Annotated in this window: 18 protein-coding genes and 4 tRNA genes; 6 read left to right on the forward strand and 16 right to left on the reverse strand. The window is 60.1% G+C overall.

What is annotated here, in order from left to right; all coding sequences use genetic code 11:
* Both JFV30_RS24525 and JFV30_RS24530 read right to left on the reverse strand, forming a co-directional pair.
* Window positions 1–690, reverse strand: coding sequence for an energy-coupling factor ABC transporter permease (locus JFV30_RS24525; RefSeq protein WP_010174991.1), 690 nt, complete (start codon window positions 688–690; stop codon window positions 1–3).
* Window positions 687–1,154 (reverse strand): FAD/FMN-containing dehydrogenase, encoded by a 468-nt coding sequence (locus tag JFV30_RS24530; protein WP_201125399.1) that lies wholly within the window; start codon window positions 1,152–1,154, stop codon window positions 687–689. Before JFV30_RS24530 ends, JFV30_RS24525 begins: the two co-directional genes overlap by 4 nt.
* A gap of 103 nt (window positions 1,155–1,257) precedes the next feature.
* Between JFV30_RS24530 and JFV30_RS24535 the strand changes: the two genes are divergently transcribed.
* From JFV30_RS24535 to JFV30_RS24545, 3 genes are all read left to right on the forward strand, one after another.
* Complete coding sequence (locus tag JFV30_RS24535; RefSeq protein ID WP_008437312.1) at window positions 1,258–1,887, forward strand: DUF1780 domain-containing protein; 630 nt, start codon at window positions 1,258–1,260, stop codon at window positions 1,885–1,887.
* 89 nt (window positions 1,888–1,976) lie between these two features.
* Window positions 1,977–2,150 carry a DUF3094 family protein gene (locus JFV30_RS24540; protein WP_010174986.1) on the forward strand — a complete coding sequence of 58 codons (174 nt, stop codon included), beginning with the start codon at window positions 1,977–1,979 and terminating at the stop codon, window positions 2,148–2,150.
* A 60-nt stretch (window positions 2,151–2,210) separates the two neighbouring features.
* Complete coding sequence (locus tag JFV30_RS24545) at window positions 2,211–3,509, forward strand: NAD(P)/FAD-dependent oxidoreductase (RefSeq protein WP_169386331.1); 1,299 nt, start codon at window positions 2,211–2,213, stop codon at window positions 3,507–3,509.
* 192 nt (window positions 3,510–3,701) lie between these two features.
* On the opposite strand, the gene JFV30_RS24550 is transcribed toward JFV30_RS24545, so the two are convergent.
* From JFV30_RS24550 to rluD, 7 genes are all read right to left on the reverse strand, one after another.
* A tRNA-Pro gene (locus JFV30_RS24550) sits at window positions 3,702–3,778 on the reverse strand.
* A 94-nt stretch (window positions 3,779–3,872) separates the two neighbouring features.
* A tRNA-Lys gene (locus tag JFV30_RS24555) sits at window positions 3,873–3,948 on the reverse strand.
* 5 nt (window positions 3,949–3,953) lie between these two features.
* Window positions 3,954–4,030 (reverse strand) — tRNA-Pro (locus JFV30_RS24560).
* Between the two features lie 9 nt (window positions 4,031–4,039).
* A tRNA-Asn gene (locus JFV30_RS24565) sits at window positions 4,040–4,115 on the reverse strand.
* A 300-nt stretch (window positions 4,116–4,415) separates the two neighbouring features.
* Window positions 4,416–6,980, reverse strand: coding sequence for an ATP-dependent chaperone ClpB (gene clpB / locus JFV30_RS24570; RefSeq protein WP_169386332.1), 2,565 nt, complete (start codon window positions 6,978–6,980; stop codon window positions 4,416–4,418).
* A gap of 151 nt (window positions 6,981–7,131) precedes the next feature.
* A complete protein-coding gene (gene pgeF, locus JFV30_RS24575) occupies window positions 7,132–7,857 on the reverse strand; it encodes a peptidoglycan editing factor PgeF (RefSeq protein WP_201125400.1) in 726 nt (241 codons plus the stop codon).
* Window positions 7,854–8,816, reverse strand: a complete 963-nt coding sequence (gene rluD / locus JFV30_RS24580; RefSeq protein WP_003215899.1) for a 23S rRNA pseudouridine(1911/1915/1917) synthase RluD — start codon at window positions 8,814–8,816, stop codon at window positions 7,854–7,856. Before rluD ends, pgeF begins: the two co-directional genes overlap by 4 nt.
* A gap of 149 nt (window positions 8,817–8,965) precedes the next feature.
* Here rluD and JFV30_RS24585 point away from each other — a divergent pair, with 149 nt between their 5' ends.
* The gene (locus JFV30_RS24585) at window positions 8,966–9,991 is read left to right on the forward strand and encodes an outer membrane protein assembly factor BamD (RefSeq protein ID WP_008432851.1); all 1,026 of its coding nucleotides are present in this window, start codon (window positions 8,966–8,968) and stop codon (window positions 9,989–9,991) included.
* Between the two features lie 126 nt (window positions 9,992–10,117).
* Window positions 10,118–10,351: a PP0621 family protein gene (locus JFV30_RS24590; RefSeq protein WP_010174976.1), complete on the forward strand. Its 234-nt coding sequence runs from the start codon at window positions 10,118–10,120 to the stop codon at window positions 10,349–10,351.
* On the opposite strand, the gene thiO is transcribed toward JFV30_RS24590, so the two are convergent.
* The 5 genes from thiO to pilV form a co-directional block, all read right to left on the reverse strand.
* Complete coding sequence (thiO, locus tag JFV30_RS24595; protein ID WP_201125401.1) at window positions 10,338–11,447, reverse strand: glycine oxidase ThiO; 1,110 nt, start codon at window positions 11,445–11,447, stop codon at window positions 10,338–10,340. The genes JFV30_RS24590 and thiO overlap by 14 nt on opposite strands.
* A 62-nt stretch (window positions 11,448–11,509) precedes the next feature.
* Window positions 11,510–11,911 carry a type IV pilin protein gene (locus JFV30_RS24600; RefSeq protein WP_201126239.1) on the reverse strand — a complete coding sequence of 134 codons (402 nt, stop codon included), beginning with the start codon at window positions 11,909–11,911 and terminating at the stop codon, window positions 11,510–11,512.
* A 12-nt stretch (window positions 11,912–11,923) separates the two neighbouring features.
* Complete coding sequence (locus tag JFV30_RS24605; protein WP_010174970.1) at window positions 11,924–12,451, reverse strand: pilus assembly PilX family protein; 528 nt, start codon at window positions 12,449–12,451, stop codon at window positions 11,924–11,926.
* Window positions 12,452–12,458: 7 nt separating this feature from the next.
* A complete protein-coding gene (locus tag JFV30_RS24610; RefSeq protein WP_201125402.1) occupies window positions 12,459–13,166 on the reverse strand; it encodes a PilW family protein in 708 nt (235 codons plus the stop codon).
* On the reverse strand, window positions 13,163–13,651 hold the full coding sequence (pilV, locus tag JFV30_RS24615) for a type IV pilus modification protein PilV (RefSeq protein WP_446739866.1): 489 nt from the start codon (window positions 13,649–13,651) through the stop codon (window positions 13,163–13,165). The genes JFV30_RS24610 and pilV overlap by 4 nt, the downstream gene beginning before the upstream one ends.
* Before the next feature lie 207 nt (window positions 13,652–13,858).
* On the opposite strand from pilV, the gene JFV30_RS24620 reads away from it, so the two are divergent.
* Entirely contained in the window at window positions 13,859–14,440 is a 582-nt protein-coding gene (locus JFV30_RS24620; RefSeq protein WP_169386339.1) for a GspH/FimT family pseudopilin, read from the forward strand.
* Here JFV30_RS24620 and ispH read toward each other — a convergent pair.
* Window positions 14,394–15,341 (reverse strand): 4-hydroxy-3-methylbut-2-enyl diphosphate reductase, encoded by a 948-nt coding sequence (gene ispH / locus JFV30_RS24625; RefSeq protein ID WP_010174963.1) that lies wholly within the window; start codon window positions 15,339–15,341, stop codon window positions 14,394–14,396. The genes JFV30_RS24620 and ispH overlap by 47 nt on opposite strands.
* 72 nt (window positions 15,342–15,413) lie before the next feature.
* Complete coding sequence (gene fkpB, locus JFV30_RS24630; protein ID WP_003215879.1) at window positions 15,414–15,851, reverse strand: FKBP-type peptidyl-prolyl cis-trans isomerase; 438 nt, start codon at window positions 15,849–15,851, stop codon at window positions 15,414–15,416.
* Window positions 15,852–15,858 lie beyond the last annotated feature (7 nt).

Consider the following 15,858-nt stretch of genomic DNA (forward strand, 5'->3'; position numbering starts at 1 on the left):
TCAAGGCCGTGGATCGTCATCCTTCCAGGGCGCCGAGAGGTAGCGGGTGCGGTTGAATGTCTCCAGCCACTCCGGGCAGAACACCACCAGGGCGCTGATCACCATGCCGTTGATAAAGGCCTCGGGAAAAATGATCAGCCACAAATAGCCGACAAAATCCTCGATCCACTCCGGCATCGCAAAACGGCCGTCGAACCACAACAACCCCAGGCCCACCAGCAGGCACAACAAGGCCGACAGCGCGGCCGCGAAAAATCCCGAGCAGAAGATATACACAAAGGGATTGCGCGGCTTCGCCCGCTCCACCAGCAGCGCACAGCCTTCGGTGACCAGTACCGGCAACAGGATCAGCAGCATGCCATTGACACCTACGGCGGCCAGGTCCTGGCGGCCGAGCAACACCAGGCCGAGCTGTGCGGCCAAGCCACCGACGATCGCCAGGGGCCAATCAAGCAGCAAGGTCACGGCGGTCATGCCGATGAAGTGGTAGGACACCCCCGTGTCGAAATCCCGGCGTACCAGCCACAACATAAACAGCGCGAACACCGTGCCAAACAGCAAATGCTGGCGCCGTCGGTCAGCAAACAGCTCGACCCATGGCGAACGCAGGAGCGCCCACATCACCACCGGCGCGTACAGCAGCCACCCGATGCTGAGGGTTTCCGGCGCCAGCACCGCGGCGCTGATCACGGCTGCACCTGCTCCAGGGCCTGGCGCAACTCAGCGGCGGAGTCGTATTCATGCTGTGCCACCAACTTGCCGTGATCCAGTTGCAGCCACAGTACTTTATCCACAGCCGCCGGATAGCGCGGGCTTATACGCGCATCGCGATCGAGCATGACCCGATAGTTGTAGGCCTGCATGGCCGGCACCGCGAACATCTTCGCAATCAGCCGCGGCATGCGCTGGATATCCGCGAGAAACACCGTATGTCGCGCCTCCAGATAGCCCTTGGGCTGGCCTTGCAGCGCTGCGTCGACGATTTTGGCGCCGTCCATGCTGCGCGCCACCAACAAGGTTTGCACCTGGTCATCCAGGGTGTAGGCCTGGTCGAACTGGTCAAGCAACGTCCAGGGTGCAACACGCTCACCCACCTCGACGGCCTGGGCCCACACGGGTAAAAGACTCAAGAACAGCACCACAAAAAACTTCACTGCACACTCCTCATGCCAGGGGGAAACTGTCGAATAGCCAGTCTACACCGACCTTTTGACGCGGGACTTCCTGCGGTCATCATTTGGACGCTAAGCTGGTGACATGGATGACTCAGATTATTTGCGCCTGCTCACCGTAGCGGCCGAACAAGCCAATGCGTTCCTGTCCAATGCCCGCAAATGGGAGCGTGAGCGTTGGGTCTGCCAGCGCCTGTTGCAAGGTTTGAACGTGCCCTACCGCGCCGAAGAATTCCACGCCGCCGGGCAAGAGCCGCCGGATGTGCTGTTTCGCGATGCCAGTTTCGAGGTGTTTTTCGTACTCGATGAGGGCCGGCGCCTGAACGACGAGTGGCGCGACGAACTGCTGCGTCGGCGCAGCGCGTTTTCCCTGAGCCAACTGGTTCGACGAGAAGCCAAACCCCGGCGCATTCCCGCCCACGAATTCCTGCTGCGCCTGGCCCCCACACTGCGCAAGAAGGCGCACAACTATAAAGAGCGCGGGATGGACCTGGGGGAGCTGGACCTCATCGCCTTCGCCAGCCTCAAGCGCGAAGTACTGGACCTCAACAGCCATTTTCCGCCACCCACCGAGTACCTGCGCCAGGGCTGGCGCTCACTGTCCCTCGTGGGCCCGACGTTTGCGCGCGTATTGTTTGCTCATCCGGACGCTCCGGACTTCTTGCGCAACAATCTGGGGCGCAGCATAGTGTTTGATGTGGGCATCAGCCTGTGATCAGGTTGGCGACTATGCTTCTGGCAATGCCGCCAATCACACGACTGTAACGTGGCGCCCTTCAGCAACGTCTACCTGACGAGGCCTTTATGACCAGCCGCCTGAACCCCGACGACCAACAGCATGTCGAAGAGTACCTGCAACTGTCCCAGAACCAAGTCGAGCGCAAGCCTTTCCGGCCCTGGCTGCTCCTTGCCGTGGTGCTGGTCGCAGTGATCGGCCTGGGTTTGCTGAGCCGCCTTTTGAGTTACCTGACGCTATGAGCTGCCTTGCGCTCGCTCGGGTAACCGCACCGATTTCTTTTAGCCTTGCGAGATATCCCCATGACCCATCGTATTATTATCGTCGGCGGCGGCGCCGGCGGCCTGGAGTTGGCTACCCGCCTGGGTAAGACTCTGGGCAAGCGCGGCACCGCCAGCATCACGCTGGTGGACGCCAACCTGACCCATATCTGGAAACCCTTGCTCCACGAAGTGGCGGCCGGTTCGCTGAACTCTTCGGAAGACGAACTCAACTATGTTGCCCAGGCCAAATGGAACCACTTCGAGTTCCAGCTGGGGCGCATGAGCGGGCTCGATCGTGAGCAGAAAAAAATCCAGCTGGCCGCCACCCTCGACGAAGAAGGCCGAGAACTGGTGCCTGCACGCGTGCTGGGCTATGACAGCCTGGTGATCGCGGTCGGCAGCACCACCAATGACTTCGGCACCGAGGGCGCGGCGCAGCACTGCCTGTTCCTCGACACCCGCAAACAGGCCGAGCGTTTCCACCAGCAATTGCTCAACCACTATCTGCGGGCCCATGCCGGGCAGACGGATGTGGTGGAGCAGATCAGCGTCGCCATCGTCGGTGCCGGTGCCACCGGGGTCGAGTTGGCCGCCGAGCTGCATAACGCTGCCCATGAACTGGCGGCCTACGGCCTGGACAAGATCAAGCCGGAAAACATGCACATCACCCTGATAGAAGCCGGTCCACGGGTGTTGCCCGCCCTGCCGGAGCGAATTGGCGGGCCTGTGCATAAAACCCTGGAGAAACTCGGGGTGACTGTACTGACCAACTCCGCCGTGAGCGAGGTGACTGCCGACGCCCTGATCACCAGCAGCGGCCAGGTCATTCCGGCCAGCCTCAAGGTCTGGGCTGCCGGGATTCGTGCGCCAGGGTTCCTCAAGGACATCGATGGCCTGGAAACCAACCGTATCAACCAGCTGCAAGTGCTGCCGACCCTGCAAACCACCCGCGACGAGAATATCTTCGCCTTTGGTGATTGCGCGGCCTGCCCACAAGCCGGCACCGACCGCAATGTGCCACCGCGCGCCCAGGCGGCTCACCAGCAGGCATCGTTGCTGGCCAAGTCGCTGAAACTGCGGATTGAGGGCAAGGACCTGCCGTCGTACAAGTACACCGACTACGGCTCGCTGATCTCGCTTTCGCGTTTTTCGGCTGTGGGTAACTTGATGGGCAACCTGACCGGCAGCGTGATGCTGGAAGGCTGGCTGGCACGGATGTTTTATGTGTCGCTGTACCGCATGCACCAGATGGCGCTGTATGGCTTCTTCCGCACGGCGATGCTGATGCTGGGAAGCAAGATTGGACGCGGGACCGAGCCGCGCCTGAAACTGCACTGACAGCACGTTCCGGGATAGGACTCGGTTAGTGTGGGAGCGGGCTTGCTCGCGAAAGCGGTGGTTCAGTGCCAGATGTACTGACTGACACACCGCTTTCGCGAGCAAGCCCGCTCCCACATTTGTTTTGTGGTGCGGCCGGGATTGCGCGGGCAAAAAAAATCCCCGTATCTTTCGATACGAGGATTTTTAATATGGTCGGGGTAAGGGGATTCGAACTCCTGACATCCTGCTCCCAAAGCAGGCGCGCTACCGGACTGCGCTATACCCCGGTAAAAAAAAGGCGACCTCTCAGTCGCCTTCTTCGATCAGCGCTTTTGGCCTCTGATCTTAAGATTCGATTCCAGCGTTAACTGGTCTCAAAAATGGTGGGTCGTGTGGGATTCGAACCTACGACCAATTGGTTAAAAGCCAACTGCTCTACCAACTGAGCTAACGACCCAAATATGGTCGGGGTAAGGGGATTCGAACTCCTGACATCCTGCTCCCAAAGCAGGCGCGCTACCGGACTGCGCTATACCCCGGTTTGAAATTGGCTCCGTGACCAGGACTCGAACCTGGGACCCAATGATTAACAGTCATTTGCTCTACCGACTGAGCTATCACGGAACTACATATTTCAAAGTGTTACGTTGTTGCTTGTTACCTTCTCTTCGACGCTTCCGTATCGCTACGTTAGTGCCTCTGAGGCGCGCTATTCTACAATCTTAAAAACCTCTGTCAACCCTTTAAATTGCTTTTAAGACAAGGATTTGCGCTTCTTTCTGATTTCTCCTTGGGGAGAAGAAACCGTTGGGCTGACGTTGCTGCGGGGCGCACTTTACAAGCCTTTGCCTTACAGTTCAACGCCCTATCGAAAAAAAAGGCCCCGCAATGCGGGGCCTCTTGTTACAGCGCTACAGCCTGAACTCAGTGGAAGACGATTTCGTCGTTCTCCACCGTCGCCTCGACGCTGGTGCCCGGCATAAAGCTGCCCGACAGGATCAGCTGTGCCAGCGGGTTCTCGATCCAGCGCTGGATAGCACGCTTCAACGGCCGTGCGCCATACACCGGGTCGTAACCGACGGCGATCAGCTTGTCCAACGCCTCGCGACTCAGCTCCAGAGACAACTCGCGCTCCGCCAGGCGGCTGCGCAGGCGGCCCAACTGGATCTCGGTGATGCCCGCGATCTGATCCCGCGCCAAAGGCTCGAAGATCACCACTTCATCGACCCGGTTGATGAACTCCGGCCGGAAGTGGCTGGTCAGCGCGTCCATCACGGCTGCACGCTGGGCTTCACGATCACCCACCAGTTCCTGGATCTGTACCGAGCCCAGGTTGGAGGTCATCACGATCACCGTATTACGGAAATCCACGGTACGCCCGTGGCTGTCCGTCAGCCGGCCATCTTCCAACACTTGCAGCAACACGTTGAACACATCCGGGTGGGCCTTCTCGACCTCGTCCAGGAGGATCACCGAGTAAGGCTTGCGCCGTACCGCTTCGGTCAGGTAACCGCCCTCCTCGTACCCGACATAGCCTGGTGGCGCCCCGATCAGGCGAGCCACGGAATGTTTCTCCATGAACTCGGACATATCGATCCGCACCATGGCCTCTTCGGTATCAAAGAGGAACTCGGCCAAGGCCTTGCACAGTTCAGTCTTACCCACGCCGGTCGGGCCGAGGAACATGAACGAGCCGCTCGGACGGTTCGGGTCGGACAACCCGGCCCGGGAACGCCGTACCGCATTCGACACCGCAACCACCGCCTCTTCCTGGCCGATGACGCGCTGGTGCAACAGGCTTTCCATTTTCAGCAGCTTGTCGCGCTCGCCTTCGAGCATTTTCGACACAGGGATACCGGTCCACTTCGAGACGACTTCGGCGATTTCTTCCTCGGTCACCTTGCTGCGCAGCAACTGGTTCTCAGGCTTGCCGTGCTGGTCGACCATCTGCAGGCTGCGCTCCAGGTCCGGGATCACCCCGTACTGCAACTCGGCCATGCGGTTCAGGTCGCCTTTACGGCGGGCTGCTTCCAGTTCCTGACGGGACTGCTCAATCTTTTGCTGGATCTGTGCAGAACCCTGTACTTCAGCTTTTTCCGAGGTCCAGATTTCTTCGAGGTCCGAATACTCGCGCTCCAGACGAACAATTTCTTCCTGGAGTTTTTCCAGGCGTTTCTTCGCCGGCTCGTCCTCTTCTTTCTTCAGGGCCTGGGACTCAACCTTCAGTTGAATCAGGCGCCGATCCAGACGGTCCAGCACTTCGGGTTTCGAATCGATCTCCATCCGAATGCGGCTGGCAGCCTCGTCGATCAAGTCGATGGCCTTGTCCGGCAACTGACGGTCAGTAATGTAGCGATGGCTCAGTTTCGCCGCCGCAATGATCGCCCCGTCGGTGATCGCCACTTTATGGTGGACCTCATACCGCTCTTTCAGGCCACGCAGGATCGCGATGGTGTCTTCTTCGCTCGGTTCTTCCACCAGTACTTTCTGGAAGCGGCGCTCAAGGGCCGCATCTTTCTCGATGTACTGGCGATATTCGTTCAGTGTGGTCGCACCGACGCAATGCAACTCGCCTCGGGCCAGTGCCGGCTTGAGCATGTTGCCCGCGTCCATCGAGCCTTCGCCTTTGCCGGCGCCGACCATGGTGTGCAGTTCGTCGATAAACAGAATGATCTGCCCTTCCTGCTTCGACAGTTCGTTCAGCAGGGATTTCAGGCGCTCTTCGAACTCGCCACGGAACTTGGCACCGGCAATCAGCGACCCCATGTCCAGGGACAGCAGGCGCTTGCCTTTAAGACCATCCGGCACTTCACCATTAATGATGCGCTGGGCCAGGCCTTCGGCAATCGCGGTTTTACCCACGCCAGGTTCGCCGATCAGCACCGGGTTGTTCTTGGTGCGACGCTGCAGGACCTGGATGGTGCGACGAATTTCATCGTCACGGCCGATCACCGGATCGAGCTTGCCTTCTTCGGCGCGCTTGGTCAGGTCGACGGTGTATTTGTCCAGGGCCTGGCGAGACTCCTCGTGGTTAGGGTCATTGACCGCCTCGCCACCGCGCAGGTTGTTGATGGCATTTTCCAGGGCTTTCTTGCTCACGCCCTGGCCCAGCAACAGTTTGCCGAGTTTGCTGTTGTCGTCCATCGCGGCGAGCAACACCACTTCACTGGAGATGAACTGGTCACCCTTCTGCTGGGCCAGACGGTCGGCCTGGTTCAACAGGCGCGCCAGGTCCTGGGACATGTTCACGTCGCCAGTCGGATTTTGGATTTTCGGCAGTTGGTCGAGCTCTTTGCTCAACTCTTTGCGCAGGCTGTTAACGTCAAAGCCCACCTGCATCAGCAAGGGTTTGATGGAACCGCCTTGCTGCTCCAGAAGCGCTTGCATCAAGTGCGCAGGCTCGATGGCCGGATGGTCCAGGCCAACCGCCAGAGATTGGGCGTCAGATAAAGCCAACTGCAATTTGCTGGTTAAACGATCAATACGCATTAGTCACCTTCCTTTTGAGCAGGCCGGAGCTATGAACAAACACATCCTGAATGAAGAAACCTGCCAGATACCCTTATAGATGGGGTGGATTCTGGAAGATTCAAGCGGGCTATTGCTGACTTGCGTCAGGATTGACCCAAGTCAAGGGAGTCTAGCGTTCAAGCCAGATAAGGGAGGCAAACCGCCCCGTGCGCGGGCTGCGGCGGTAGGAATAGAAGCGGGAATCGGTCACGGTGCACAAGCCGCCACCGTAGACAGCAGTAACGCCACGGACTGCGAGACGCAGGCGGGCCAACTGATAAATGTCAGCCATGAACTTGCCCGGATTCTGACTGGGGACGAAAGCCGCAATCGTTTCCGGAAGTTGCTGCATAAAGGCTTCACGCACTTCCGGACCGACTTCAAAGGCTTGCGGGCCAATCGCCGGGCCCAGCCAGACCAGTACGTCGGCAGGCTCGGTATCCAGGCTTTCAACGGTCGCTTCCAATACGCCAGCGGCCAGGCCACGCCAACCGGCATGAGCTGCGGCGACGCGGGTGCCGGCGCGATTGCAAAACAAGGCAGGCAGGCAATCTGCCGTCATTGATGTGCAGGCGATGCCAGGAGTGCTGGTCCAACTGCCATCTGCTTCGGCAGTCCGGCCAGGGTCCGCCTCAACCACAACGACACCATGAACCTGTCGCAACCAGGCCGGCTGAATATTGAAGGCTTCGGTAAGGCGACGGCGATTTTCAAGGACGGCGTCGAGACTGTCCTCGACATGATCGCCAAGGTTGAGGCTGTCGAACGGCGCCACACTAACGCCGCCCGCACGGGTGGTAACACAGGCTTTCACCCCGGCCGGCGCGGGCCAGTCAGGAATCAGCCAGTCACTCATCCGATAAACGCCTCGCGATCCTGCTTGAGCAGCGACAACAACCAGACAAAATCGTCTGGAAGTGGCGATTCCCAGCTCATCCGCTTACCGCTCGTCGGATGATCCAGCTCCAGGAAGCGGGCGTGCAGCGCCTGGCGCGGGAAGGTCTTCAGCGAATCAACCATGGTTGCACTGGCCGCAGGCGGAATACGGAAGCGGCCACCGTAGGCCGGATCTCCGACCAACGGGAAGTTGATGTGCGCCATGTGCACCCGAATCTGGTGGGTACGACCGGTTTCCAGCTTCACCCGCACGTGGGTGTGGGAGCGGAAACGCTCAAGCACACGGTAGTGGCTGACGGCCTGCTTGCCGCCTTCCATCACCGCCATGCGCTGGCGCTGCTGGCCGTGGCGACCGATCGGGGCATTGATTTTGCCTCCCGCCGTTACCACGCCGATCACGATGCACTCGTAGATCCGGCTGACGCTGCGGCTCTGCAGTTGTGTGACCAGCTGCGTCTGCGCCTGAATGGTCTTGGCCACCACCATAAGGCCGGTGGTGTCCTTGTCCAGACGGTGCACGATGCCGCAGCGCGGGACATTGATGATGTCCGGCACGTGGTGCAGCAACGCATTGAGCAGGGTGCCATCAGCGTGCCCGGCGGCCGGGTGAACCACGAGGCCTGCGGGTTTATTGATCACCAGGATGTCGTCGTCTTCGTAGACGATGTCCAGTTCAATGTCCTGGGCGATCCATTCTCCCTGGGCTTCCTGCTCGGCAGTCAGCTCAAGAATCGCACCACCATGGACTATGTCTCGCGGGCGGATAACCGCTCCATCCACAGTCAGGCGGCCGTCTTTGATCCAGGCGGAAAGGCGCGAGCGCGAGTGCTCAGCGAATAATTGTGCGGCGACTTGATCGAGGCGTTGGCCGCCCAATTCGGACGGCACCTCTGCGCGAAGTTCAATTTTATCGGACATGCTCAGACTAGGCGTGGCACAGCCTTTGGTTTCGGCTGCGCGCTTGTGGTTAAATACGGCGTCTTTTGCCCCGAGGCTTTCCAAGGGGCGCTCATCATAACAGGACGGCCCCGCCCAAGACAGCGGCCGTCATAGGGACGCAAGCCGCCATGCAAGTGAAACACCTGCTGCTGATCGCCATCCTCGCCATGACTGCTGCTTGCTCGTCAACAAAGGAAGTCGTCGACGAAAACCTGAGCGAGGTCGAGCTGTACCAACAAGCTCAGACCGACCTGAACAACCACAGCTACACCAGCGCCACGGCAAAGCTGAAGGCACTGGAGTCGCGGTATCCGTTCGGGCGCTACGCCGACCAGGCCCAGCTCGAGCTGATCTACGCCAACTACAAGAACGCCGAGCCGGAAGCTGCCAAGTCCGCCGCCGAGCGTTTTATCCGCCTGCACCCGCAACACCCGAACGTGGACTACGCCTACTACCTCAAGGGCCTGACCTCGTTTGACCAGGACGTTGGCCTGCTGGCGCGCTTCCTGCCGCTGGACATGACCAAGCGTGACCCGGGCGCTGCCCGCGACTCCTACAACGAGTTCGCCCAACTGACCAGCCGCTACCCCAACAGCCGCTACGCGCCTGACGCCAAGCAGCGCATGATCTACCTGCGCAACCTGCTGGCTTCCTACGAGATCCACGTAGCCCACTACTACCTGACCCGTCAGGCGTATGTCGCTGCCGCGAACCGTGGCCGCTATGTAGTGGAAAACTTCCAGGAAACCCCGTCCGTGGGTGACGGCCTGGCCGTGATGACCGAGGCTTACCAGCGCCTGCACCTGGACGCCCTGGCCGCTACCAGCCTGGAAACCCTGAAACTCAACTACCCGGACCACCCAAGCCTGAAGGACGGCCAGTTCGTACCGCAGGTAGCCGAAGCGGACAACCGCTCGTGGTTGAGCAAATACACCCTGGGCCTGATCGAGTCCCGTCCACCGCTGCCGCCGGGCGAAACCCGCGCCAACCAGGACATCATCAAGCAATACCAGGACGCCAAGGATTCGATTCCATCGGACCTCAAGCCTCGTGACGAAAACGGCGACATTATCGAAGAGCAAGGGCCTCAAGCCCTGGGCAACAACGAAGACCGCTCGTGGTTCAGCTACATGACTTTCGGTATCTTTGACTGATTGTTCGCTGCGATGCAAAAAGGGAGACCCTCGGGTCTCCCTTTTTTTGCCTGCAATTTAATTCCGCTGTGCGCCTGTCACGTCCTTGGCTAAACTGCCGAATTCCTTGTCGAGAAGCTGCCCACCATGGTTCGTCTACTGTTCTGGATTGCCGTTATTGCTGCCGCGGTATGGTTTTGGCGCAAATTCAAGAGCCCGGCCGCCAAACAGCAGCGGCCCAGCGAACCCGGCACGATCCAGATGGTGCGTTGCGCCCACTGCGGTCTTCACCTGCCACAGGACCGAGCCTTGAGCCTGCGCCAGGAATGGTATTGCACCCAGGCGCATCTGGAGCAAGGGCCGAAGGCTATCCAGCGCTGATTCGGCCTGCCGGCGCGTACGGTGTCGGATCAATGATCGGCTGACGCTCCAGCAATAAATCGGCGAACAACTGGCAGGACGCCGGCGCCAGCACCAGGCCATTGCGGTAATGCCCGCAGTTGAGCCACAGCCCTTCAAACCCGGGCACCTTGCCAATATAGGGAATGCCTTCCGGCGAGCCGGGCCGCAAGCCGGCCCAATGTCCCACCACTTGAGCATCGGCCAGGGCCGGGATCAACTCGACGGCAGAGGCCTTCAGGCTTTCCAGCGCGGAATCGGTGGGGGTCTTGTCGAAGCCTTCATGCTCCAGCGTGCTGCCGATCAGAATGTGCCCGTCGCGCCGGGGAATCGCATAACGACCCTTGGCCAGGACCATGCACGACAAAAAGTCCGATGCGCATTTGTACAGGATCATCTGGCCCTTGACCGGCTCCACCGGCAACGCCAACCCCAGGCTGCCCAGTAACTCACCGCTCCAGGCCCCGGCGGCGAGCACTACCTGATCACCACGGATCGGCCCAAGCGCCGTGTTCACGCCAACAATCTTCCCGCCTTCCTGAATAAACCCATCAACCGCGCACTGCTCGTGAATCGTCACGCCAGGCAGGGCCAACAAGGCCGCCTTGAGGGATTTGACCAACCGCGGATTACGCACATTGGCCACATCCGCCATATAGATCGCCTGGGAAAACCCGGCGCCCAACACCGGCACAGCATCATGGGCAGCTGAAACATCCACCTTGCTCAACGGACGGCCTTCGCGGGCGGCCCAGGCAAGCGCCTCGGCTTCATCGTCCAGATCCAACCAATACAGGCCCGTGGTGTGAACTTCCGGATCAACGCCAGTCGCGGCAAACAGACGCTCCGCAAGTTGCGGGTAAAAGTCCTGGGACCAATGCGCCAGGGCAGTTACCGCCGGGCTGTAGCGCCACGGGTACAGTGGGGAAACAATGCCGCCGCCTGCCCACGAAGACTCCTGCCCGACCGCCGAACGATCCAGCAGCACCACCGCCTGCCCCTGGGTCGCCAGGTTGAACGCCGTCAACAACCCGATTACCCCACCACCCACAACCACTACTTGCTGTTGCTTAGCCATTGTTCGATCCAGCCGATAAAAAGAAAAAGGCACGCCCGGCGCCCAATCGTCCAGCTTCCTCATCATTGCCCCCAGCACGCCTTGCGGCTCATATCAGGCGCGGCTCCCGGATTGCTTCGCGCACCGGTACTGCTCAGGCTGAAGGCGGCACAGGGATCACCCGCCATCACCGAGTCAATCGCCGGCGTGGCAAGCAGAACGAAATCCTGAGGGTTCAATGCAGGGGTGATTCTATAGCGATCGTTGCCGGCGATGACGCCGGTCGCATCAATAAAAGTGCCGTTCCTCGCGTAATAGCGCTCAAGGAGCTGGGCCTGTTCAGTCAGCAACCCGGCAATTTCCGCACGATAGACCTTTTTCATATGGCTGGCATACCCGGGATAGGCAACCCCGGCCAGGAGGCCGATGATCGCCACGGCGATCAATAATTCGATCAGGGTGAAGCCTGTGCAATCCTTGCTCATCATGCTGTTCACCTATTGAAGTTGCCGCCACATGATTCTTCGAAAACGCTCATCGGGGCCGCTGCCGACGCGCGCATACACAGATTCCAGGACCGATCGCGAGTGACCACTGACACCCACCGACGTCACGCGATAGAGAGTGGCCTGAATGTCTGCCGGGAGATGGGCCAAGCCCGTCCCCGGCCCCAGGTTTTGAATACCGTAGATGCCATCCTTCATCCCGATCCAAGTGACCGTCGACACGGGGTTCGTACCGGGCCCCGCGACCGAAACCGACTCGGCAGGTGGCGCGCACGCGGCAATCGAGCGACAAGGGTGCAGGGCAAACCCGGGCGCCTGCACCACAGACTCGCCAAGCCTGAGGCCGCTTTCGGCCAGTTGAAACGACTGGTTGCGCTGGCGAACACCGCCGGTCATTTTTTCTTGCGAGATTGCCCCCTCCATCGAAGACAACCCCAGCAGCGCCAACAGCAGCAGAAAGACCAGGCTGATCAGCAACACCATGCCTGCCTGCCTTGAACGGGAGAAGTCATAAACCATGAGCCCGCTACTCCAGACGATTACGCAGCGCTGCTACAACGCTATAGGTCTGGTCTTTCACCAACCCCGCCGGATCCTGAAGGGTCAGTAAAATCCGCACGCTACGTATCAGCGACTCATCGCCGGGGTTGGGGTCATATCGGGTGACAACCGCTGAGCCCGCCTTCCCGGCCACCCCGAAACTGATATCGAACGCCCTCACGTTATCCACAAGCACCGCCTTGCTCGGGGCCGCCAGCGTGCTGAACTTCAATTGCCCGCCCTCGAAGGTGTACGTCAGCCTGCGCAGTGGAAAGCGGATCTGCCCAGGCGCGGGTGCCGGCGCGCTCCCCGCATAGGCTTGGGCAAAAGCGGTACAGTCGGAGAGCACTGTCCAATCGGGCTTGCTGCCGCCCTCTCCGACGTCAGCGGTCACCAGCGTCAGAGACCGGGAGCTGCCGGTGGTACTCCATCCGATGGGCCGATCGAAACCTGCAGGCACGTTGCTGATCGAGGCCGTGGACAGGCAACCGAACATGCCCGCCTGGCGTATCTCCTGAATCAGCTTGCCGAGGACGAACCGTGCATCATCCTGCAGCAGCGAAGCTGCACGCTGACTGGCATGAGTGATTCGGGAGCTGAGCGCAATCTGCGTCACCCCCAGGATCAGCACCAGGCCGAGGGCGAATGCCAGCAGCATCTCCACCAGGCTGAAACCGCGATCAGGGCCTCTCATGGCCGCACCCTCGGGTCGACGGCAACCCGACTGGTCAGGGTAAATGTTTCCCGGGCCCCTTGAGCCTTCGCGCCACGGGAGTCGTCCCAACTGATGCTGATCGTCACCTCGCGTTGATTGACCACCACCGAACCCTTGGCGCTCTCCCCGGCAAATCCTGCGATGTTGGCTTCGAAATCGTGTAGATCCAGATCACGGACACTCGCGACCGAAGTACTCGCGGGCGCGCGCTCGCTCTGTGCCCACGAATAATCGGCGCCGGAGTTGGCACGGATCCGGTCAAGCATGTCGTACGCAATGAAACTGGCCTGACTGGTCATCCTGGAACTGTCGGTGTACTTCAACGAATTGAGCTGAATCACCGCCGCCCCCAGCAGGCCAATGGCCAGGATCAGTACAGACACCAAAACCTCGATCAGGGTCATCCCGACTTGGGTCGGTCGAGGGTGAAATATTGCAGGGCACGTATTCATTACCGTCGCCATCCATGTCGAAGGTCGTCAAAAAAGCAGCGGGAAATCCGCAGTGCGACGCAAGACTAGCGCCGGTCTTGTCCAAGCGCTGCACCCCGGAACAAAGCGAAATACTTTGGACTACATGGCCACCATTCGACGCCCCGACCCGGAGGCTATAACTATGTCTGCCATCCGGCACCGACTGAAAAGCGCACCGCGTCCACGGAGGAACGGCACATGAAACAACGAGGTTTCTCGCTGATCGAGCTGATACTGGGCCTGTTCCTCAGCGGTATCCTGGCCAATCTGGCAGTGCCGAGCCTCAAGGGGCTGCTTGAGTCGCAACGACGCCAGGGCGCCGCCGAATCCCTCGCCAGCGGAGTGCGTTATGCGCGCACGGAAGCCATCGCACGCAATCGCACAGTGGTTATCCATGCATTGGACGATGACTGGAGCCGGGGATGGAGGGTGATACTGGACCTGAACGGTCGCGGCCATCTGGACGACGACAACCCGGTGCTGCTGGAGCGCCAGGACAGTGGGCAGATACCGATTGTGGGGAATACCCCGGTGAGAACCCAGATACGCTTCAGCGGCCTGGGTGAACCGCTGCTGTCAGCAGGGGCGTTCAGTGCTGGCACGGTTCACGTGTGTGCCACGGACCAGCAATTGAGCCTGTATCAGATAGTGCTGGCAGCCAGCGGGCGCATCAGCCTGCGCAGTAACAAGACCGAGCAGGCGTTGTGCCGAGGCTATGCCGGCACCCTGGGACTCAGAGCAGCGAACGAACCCGCAGCTCCTTGGGCATGGAGAAAGTGATGTTCTCTTCACGACCAGCCAGCTCATCGGCACCGGTTGCGCCCCAGGCCTGCAATTGTTGAATCACGCCACGCACCAGCACTTCCGGGGCCGAGGCACCCGCAGTGATACCAATGCGCTCGACACCGTCGAACCAGCTGCGCTGCATGTCTTCGGCACCATCGATCAGGTAGGCCGGAGTCGCCATGCGCTCGGCCAGCTCACGCAGCCGATTGGAGTTGGAGCTGTTCGGACTGCCCACCACCAATACTACGTCGCATTCGTCAGCCAATTGCTTGACCGCATCCTGGCGGTTTTGCGTGGCGTAGCAGATGTCATCCTTGCGTGGCCCGCCGATGGCCGGGAAACGCGAGCGCAAGGCATCGATGACGCGGCTTGTGTCATCCATGGACAAGGTGGTCTGGGTGACGAAGGCCAGCTTTTCAGGGTTGTGCACCTGCAAGGCGGCGACGTCTTTTTCATCCTCTACCAGGTAGATCGCGCCGCCATTGCTGGCGTCGTACTGGCCCATGGTGCCTTCGACTTCCGGGTGACCGGCGTGGCCGATCAGGATGCATTCACGACCATCACGGCTGTAGCGCGCAACTTCGATGTGCACCTTGGTCACCAGCGGGCAGGTAGCGTCGAACACTTTCAGGCCACGGCCTGCAGCTTCAGTACGCACCGCCTGGGAAACACCGTGGGCGCTGAAGATGACGATAACGTCGTCCGGCACCTGGTCCAGTTCTTCAACGAAGATGGCGCCGCGACTGCGCAGGTCTTCGACCACGAATTTGTTGTGGACGACTTCATGACGCACATAAATCGGCGGCCCGAAGACTTCCAGGGCGCGGTTGACGATTTCAATCGCCCGGTCCACGCCGGCGCAGAAGCCACGGGGGTTGGCGAGTTTGATTTGCATGCTGTGCCTCGTGTCTTGCAACGCAAGAAATTGGAACATTGCGGCGCCGTTTACCAGCGCCGGCTTCGTCAGTCAGAGCGCTTTAACGTCGATGATTTCAACATCAAAGGTCAAGGTTTTCCCGGCCAACGGGTGGTTGAAGTCGATGGTCACTTGCGCGTCATCAAAGGCTTTCACCACACCTGGCAGCTCGGTATTCGCCGCATCATTGAAGATCACCAGCAAGCCTTCCGACAGCTCCATGTCCTGGAACTGCGAACGCGGGATGATCTGCACGTTTTGCGGGTTGGGCTGGCCAAAGGCGTTTTCCGGCAGGATCTGCAGGTTGCGCTTGTCGCCGGCCTTGAAACCGAACAGGGCCGCTTCGAAGCCCGGCAGCAGGTTGCCGTCACCGACCTTGAAGGTCGCCGGGGCCTTGTCGAACGTGCTGTCGACCGTGTCGCCATTCTCCAGGCGCAATGCGAAATGCAAGGTGACTTCCGTGTTCTGGCCGATGCGTTGCTCAGCCAATACCTGT

Source organism: Pseudomonas sp. TH32, assembly GCF_016650855.1.
GTDB lineage: Bacteria > Pseudomonadota > Gammaproteobacteria > Pseudomonadales > Pseudomonadaceae > Aquipseudomonas.

Excerpts from the sequence above, each read along its gene's own strand:
- JFV30_RS24535 (WP_008437312.1), top strand. The coding sequence starts at position 1,258 with ATGGATGACTCAGATTATTTGCGCCTGCTCACCGTAGCGGCCGAACAA.
- JFV30_RS24540 (WP_010174986.1), top strand. The coding sequence starts at position 1,977 with ATGACCAGCCGCCTGAACCCCGACGACCAACAGCATGTCGAAGAGTAC.
- JFV30_RS24545 (WP_169386331.1), top strand. The coding sequence starts at position 2,211 with ATGACCCATCGTATTATTATCGTCGGCGGCGGCGCCGGCGGCCTGGAG.
- clpB (WP_169386332.1), bottom strand. The coding sequence starts at position 6,980 with ATGCGTATTGATCGTTTAACCAGCAAATTGCAGTTGGCTTTATCTGAC.
- pgeF (WP_201125400.1), bottom strand. The coding sequence starts at position 7,857 with ATGAGTGACTGGCTGATTCCTGACTGGCCCGCGCCGGCCGGGGTGAAA.
- rluD (WP_003215899.1), bottom strand. The coding sequence starts at position 8,816 with ATGTCCGATAAAATTGAACTTCGCGCAGAGGTGCCGTCCGAATTGGGC.
- JFV30_RS24585 (WP_008432851.1), top strand. The coding sequence starts at position 8,966 with ATGCAAGTGAAACACCTGCTGCTGATCGCCATCCTCGCCATGACTGCT.
- JFV30_RS24590 (WP_010174976.1), top strand. The coding sequence starts at position 10,118 with ATGGTTCGTCTACTGTTCTGGATTGCCGTTATTGCTGCCGCGGTATGG.
- thiO (WP_201125401.1), bottom strand. The coding sequence starts at position 11,447 with ATGGCTAAGCAACAGCAAGTAGTGGTTGTGGGTGGTGGGGTAATCGGG.
- JFV30_RS24600 (WP_201126239.1), bottom strand. The coding sequence starts at position 11,911 with ATGAGCAAGGATTGCACAGGCTTCACCCTGATCGAATTATTGATCGCC.
- JFV30_RS24605 (WP_010174970.1), bottom strand. The coding sequence starts at position 12,451 with ATGGTTTATGACTTCTCCCGTTCAAGGCAGGCAGGCATGGTGTTGCTG.
- JFV30_RS24610 (WP_201125402.1), bottom strand. The coding sequence starts at position 13,166 with ATGAGAGGCCCTGATCGCGGTTTCAGCCTGGTGGAGATGCTGCTGGCA.
- pilV (WP_446739866.1), bottom strand. The coding sequence starts at position 13,651 with ATGGCGACGGTAATGAATACGTGCCCTGCAATATTTCACCCTCGACCG.
- JFV30_RS24620 (WP_169386339.1), top strand. The coding sequence starts at position 13,859 with ATGAAACAACGAGGTTTCTCGCTGATCGAGCTGATACTGGGCCTGTTC.
- ispH (WP_010174963.1), bottom strand. The coding sequence starts at position 15,341 with ATGCAAATCAAACTCGCCAACCCCCGTGGCTTCTGCGCCGGCGTGGAC.